Source organism: Planktothrix sp. FACHB-1355 (assembly GCF_014748295.1).
Classification (GTDB): Bacteria; Cyanobacteriota; Cyanobacteriia; order Cyanobacteriales; family Aerosakkonemataceae; genus Aerosakkonema; species Aerosakkonema funiforme_A.
On the sequence record NZ_JACJUP010000440.1, the window covers coordinates 1 to 4980 of the forward strand.

Below are 4980 nucleotides of genomic sequence, written 5' to 3' on the forward strand. Positions count from 1 at the left end.
CTGCCCCTGACAAAGCTGATTAAACTACTACAGATATTCTGGCTGCTTTTACAGTTATAGTAGTCTGGCTGTTAAGCATTTCTATTGTCAACCCTCATCGGTTATCGGTCATCAGTAAAGGCTCAAAAGTCAAAAACACTTTTGAGGCTTGAGAAATGACAGTTTTATTGCGAACCAAACTGGACATTGGCAAAGTATGGCCTCCCATCAATCGCCTAGTATTACCCAAAACCTCGCCTGGTTGTACCGAGGCGTGAGTGAAATTTTTCCCAATCTTACAGATTCTCAAAATCGTCATGAAAATTTGGTCGAACGGTTAGCGCAGACAAATCGGCCCTTGCGAGTCAAGTTGGGGATTGACCCCACAGGTGCAGATCTCCACTTAGGCCATAGTATCCCAGTCCGAAAGTTGCGGGCATTTCAGGATGCCGGTCATACAGCTGTCCTCATCATTGGTGATTTTACCGCTCGCATCGGCGATCCCACCGGTAAATCGGAGGTGCGCCAGCAACTGACACCGGCACAAGTGGCGCAGAATGCCCAAACTTATCTCGAACAAGTGCGCCCAATTCTGGATTTTGATACGCCCGGACGGCTGGAAATTCGCTATAACTCAGAGTGGCTCTCCAAGCTGGATCTGGCCAAGATTATGGATTTGCTATCCACGATGACTGTAGGACAGATGTTGGCCAAAGAGGGTTTTGCCCTGCGCTACGAGAAAGAAAGCCCTATTTATCTGCACGAGTTTCTCTACCCGTTGATGCAGGGTTATGACTCTGTGGCAATTGAGGCGGATGTGGAGTTGGGAGGAACAGACCAGAAGTTTAATATTGCTGTCGGCAGAGATTTGCAAAGATATTTCGGTTTATCGCCTCAGTTTGGAATGTTGATGCCAATTTTGATCGGTACTGATGGCGTGCAGAAAATGTCGAAGTCTCTGGGCAATTATGTGGGTTTGCGGGAAGATGCGCTGACAATGTACCAAAAGCTGCGACAAACGCCAGATATTTTGGTGGAGCAGTATTTTGAGTTATTGACGAATATCCCTTTAGATACATTGCCAGAAAATCCACGCGATCGCCAAATTCTTCTGGCTTTGGATATCGTTACCCAGTATCACGGCAAGGAAGCTGCCGAAAAAGCTAAAGAAGATGCGGAAAAAATAGCTCGCGGTAAGACGGAACAAGCCGAAGCATTACCCGAATTTTCCCTAGAAAATATCCAGTTTCCCGCTAAATTGTTCTATATCGTCAGTGCCAGCAAACTGTGTAAAAGCAGTTCGGAAGCTCGACAGAAGATTCAAGAGGGAGGAGTGCGACTGGATGGCGAAAAGGTGACAGATGTAAATCTTAGCTTTGATTCTCCAGCTTCTTTGCAAGGACGGGTGTTGCAAGTTGGCAAAAATAAGTTTGTCCGCTTGGTCAATCCAAATTAGCTGTTCGGGAAATTGGCGATCGGTAAATTAAGTAATGGCCAACAATAACAAGATTATCGTTCCCTTGGATGTACCAACTCAAGAGCAAGCGATCGCTCTGGTTGAAAAACTGCCCCAGGTAACATTCTGGAAAGTCGGTTTAGAGCTATTTGTCAGTACCGGCTCGGAAATTCTGACCATCTTGAAAGAGCGACAAAAGCGCATTTTTCTGGATCTCAAATTTCACGATATCCCCAACACCGTCGCTGGTGCTTGCCGCGCTGCTGGTAGGTATGGAGTAGATTTACTCACCATCCACGCCACTGCCGGTCGTAAAGCCTTACAGGCAGCTAAGGCGGCAGTTGCGGAAGGTGCGGCTGCTTCTGGCTATTCACCACCAAAGTTAATTGCCATCACGCTATTAACAAGTTTGAATTCGCGGGATTTAGCTTTTGACCTCAAAATTCCCCTAGAATTACCAGAATATGCTTTACAGATGGCGCTGTTAGCTCAAGAAGCGGGTTTGGATGGGGCAGTTTGTTCGCCCCAAGAAGTAGCGCAATTGCGACAAACTTGCGGCGATCGCTTTCTGTTAGTATGTCCGGGAGTGCGACCGAAGTGGGCTGAAGCTGGAGATCAACAGCGAAATCTCACGCCAGCAGAAGCTATTAAAGCAGGAGCCGATTATCTGGTGATCGGTCGTCCCATCACTGCTGCACCCGATCCAGTTGCCGCTTTTGAACGCATTTGCGACGAGATTTAAAAGTGAAAAGCCAAAAGTACTTTCCCAGACAGATTTTTAGGAATAAAGGTAAAGTCAAAATATACAGTTTTATATGTTTGCTTTTACATTTTTACTTTTGGCTTTTTCCCGTCACTTCATCTCTAGCAGCAAAAAGAGAAAGATTTTCTTGTCCTGCGGATGTGGAAACATTAATAAATATTTTATTGCGGGATTTACCGAGTTATGCTAATAGGGTAACTCAACGAGCTAGACTTCGTGACCGCAGCCTTGATGTGTACGGTTATTTTATAGTGGCAGGTCAAGCTGAATTTTCACCACTAACCCTTGGCCCTGGCGAATATAACCCGACAACATCGCAGGGGGGAGACAATATTCAGCAGGTTTTTTTCACTACATTGCAACGCAGATATACAAGCAAAAAACCAGTTCAAATACAGGATTATCACTGGTTATTTCTGACAAAAACTGAAAGTGGTTGGCGATTGGCGATGATGTTTTCTATGACTGGGCCTTATCCGGCAGGAAGACCTCCCACTGCACCGAGAGATAGCAGTTATGGAGTTATCGGTCAGGCGATCGAAATTTGGTTGCGGGATTGCTATGCGGGAACGGTGCGATCGCAAAAGATCCAGTCAAAGCCCTAAATAGAACTATTAAACCAAACCCTACAGCACTTCACCTCCAAACAAAAAACTAGCTGGTAGTGGCTGTATCCAAAACTGCTTGCAGCCGACTTCTGAATTCTCCTTTAGGATGGCCGCCTTTAACCTCTCCCAAGATTTTAAACTCTCCTTCTGGAGAATCGCAGATCAGGTAGGTTGGCCATCCCATTTCTGCTTTATCCGGATACTGGGTTAAAAGAATTTTGCGATACTTGCGGTAAGTGGCGGTATCCTGCATTTTTACATCGATAAATTGCAAACCCAGTTCTTCAGCTACTTTCTGGTCATAAAACGACATCTTATGGCAAATGCCGCAGTCTTCAGAAGAAAATTTGATTACGGCTCTATCCATCGGTAGAATTCTCCTCGCTTTGCAAAAGGCATTTCCTTCCTTATTAAACCCTTAAGTGTTGAAGGATACAAGAGTAACCACTCTGCTTGCAGATAGATGAATAAAAACTGGGCAACTAATACCTTGTTTTTCAGGTAGTTGCGGGAGTGTGTCTTGAAACAAACGAGACTGGAATTATTATATGAACTCGACATCCCAGAAGGCAACTATTTAGGGGGATTGATTCACTACCGCCAAACCGATATGAGCAGGTTCTTTGAGATGATTGCGGCTATCGGTGAGTATGCACACAAGCACGGTTATTTTGGCGTTATTGGTTTCGATGAGCTGGAAGATAAAGACGGACAATTGTATGCGATCGATGCCAATTTCCGAGTCAACGGTTCGACTCCGATGTGCTTGCAGCGTCATACTCTATTAGGACTGGGAAAGGAAGTTGCTAAATATTCGAGTGACTACCGCATGGATGGCGCATTGGACTCGGTTCTCACAACTCTGAGAGCGCACCTCGATCGCAAAGATTTTATCATCCTGTCGGCTTTAGAGAAGTCTAAATACGGAAAAATTTACACGGAAATTTACGGGATAGTTACTGGAGAGACGATCGAGGAGATGCAGCACATCGAGCATAACTTAGAAAGTAAGGGATTGCAAGGTATTGAGTAAAATGTATACGCGATCGCTAGCAATTGATACATTAGCTTTATCCCTAAGAGAGAACCAACGCATCAAATACTCAGCCAAAATGATAGTCAAAACAGCACTACTAGGGAGTTGGTTCTCATTATGGACAAAACCCCGACATTTAAAACAGAGAAGGTGAGAAATACTCAGCATTTAATCGCAGACATAGAAATGCTAATAAACAGAATTAAGTTGCTGAGAATCCAGATAGCTTTGCATTTGATATCGCCGGAAGTTACCCCCTTTGGGGGTAACTTCCGTTAAATAAAATTTACCGATCTGCTCGCTCCGGTAAATTTGGCTCTCCCGTTTTTGTGGTAATAAGGAAAGGTTATATTATCGTAGGGTGGGTTAGGCACAGGCGATAAATTCAGCACTTTCGATCGATAATTAACTCTCCGTGCCGTCACTCACAGATCTCACATCGGTAATATAGATAAATACTTTTCACCATAAATCCCAAAGACCAGGAAATTTTGTATTTAGGATAACAAAGTTACTTAATAGGGAACTCTTCCTTAAGCGGGGGTAAGACACCTCTAAGGATGAAGTTTGAATTTTTGTGGCTGCGATTAAATGTAATTGAAGAAGCGATTTTACCTTCAACACTTACAGAAATATCGTAAAAATCGATCGGGAGCTATAGATGACATTAGCCATCATTGTTCACGGTGGAGCGAAAACCATCACCGAGGAGAAAGTTGCAGCTAACTCTCAAGGAAGGCAGACACCCAGACGAAGCAGCTCAGATGGCGATCGAAACTCTGGCATCGAAGGTGTCAGGAGAGGCTGGGTGCGTTCTGGTAGACCCGCAAGGACGGGTTGGTTGGGCCCATAATTCCACGGACATGGCTTGTGCTTATATGACCGCAGGACATGACAAAGTGGCTGTCTTTACCAAGAAAAAACAACTCGCCCATCGCTGAATTTAATTTGGATTCGATCGATCCACAACCCGTGTTTTAACCTCCGAATTGCATTCGGGGGTTTCTTGGTTTTAGTGAAAATTCCGATCTTTAAATTTATCCCAGTAAAAGCTTCACGATATCTTTGCAATCAAAAACAAGATCGGCGGCTAATATAGCTTCAGATCAAATTCTGATTCCACTAAAAACTGCCTTCA

The 4980-nt window shown here is 44.4% G+C and carries 6 protein-coding genes; 5 read left to right on the top strand and 1 reads right to left on the bottom strand.

What is annotated here, in order from left to right:
• Nucleotides 1–196 precede the first annotated feature (196 nt).
• From tyrS to H6S82_RS17850, 3 genes are read left to right on the top strand one after another with little or no spacing between them, the layout of a single operon-like run.
• Complete coding sequence (gene tyrS / locus H6S82_RS17840; RefSeq protein WP_190473174.1) at nucleotides 197–1435, top strand: tyrosine--tRNA ligase; 1239 nt, start codon at nucleotides 197–199, stop codon at nucleotides 1433–1435.
• A 34-nt stretch (nucleotides 1436–1469) separates the two neighbouring features.
• A complete protein-coding gene (gene pyrF, locus H6S82_RS17845; protein ID WP_190473171.1) occupies nucleotides 1470–2177 on the top strand; it encodes an orotidine-5'-phosphate decarboxylase in 708 nt (235 codons plus the stop codon).
• Nucleotides 2178–2179: 2 nt separating this feature from the next.
• Complete coding sequence (locus tag H6S82_RS17850; protein ID WP_347339510.1) at nucleotides 2180–2803, top strand: hypothetical protein; 624 nt, start codon at nucleotides 2180–2182, stop codon at nucleotides 2801–2803.
• A gap of 49 nt (nucleotides 2804–2852) precedes the next feature.
• Here H6S82_RS17850 and H6S82_RS17855 read toward each other — a convergent pair whose 3' ends face one another.
• Nucleotides 2853–3173, bottom strand: coding sequence for a thioredoxin family protein (locus tag H6S82_RS17855; RefSeq protein ID WP_190473168.1), 321 nt, complete (start codon nucleotides 3171–3173; stop codon nucleotides 2853–2855).
• A gap of 153 nt (nucleotides 3174–3326) precedes the next feature.
• Here H6S82_RS17855 and H6S82_RS17860 point away from each other — a divergent pair, with 153 nt between their 5' ends.
• Both H6S82_RS17860 and H6S82_RS17865 read left to right on the top strand, forming a co-directional pair.
• Entirely contained in the window at nucleotides 3327–3839 is a 513-nt protein-coding gene (locus H6S82_RS17860) for a hypothetical protein (RefSeq protein ID WP_242056991.1), read from the top strand.
• Between the two features lie 689 nt (nucleotides 3840–4528).
• The gene (locus tag H6S82_RS17865; RefSeq protein WP_347339511.1) at nucleotides 4529–4783 is read left to right on the top strand and encodes an isoaspartyl peptidase/L-asparaginase; all 255 of its coding nucleotides are present in this window, start codon (nucleotides 4529–4531) and stop codon (nucleotides 4781–4783) included.
• Nucleotides 4784–4980 lie beyond the last annotated feature (197 nt).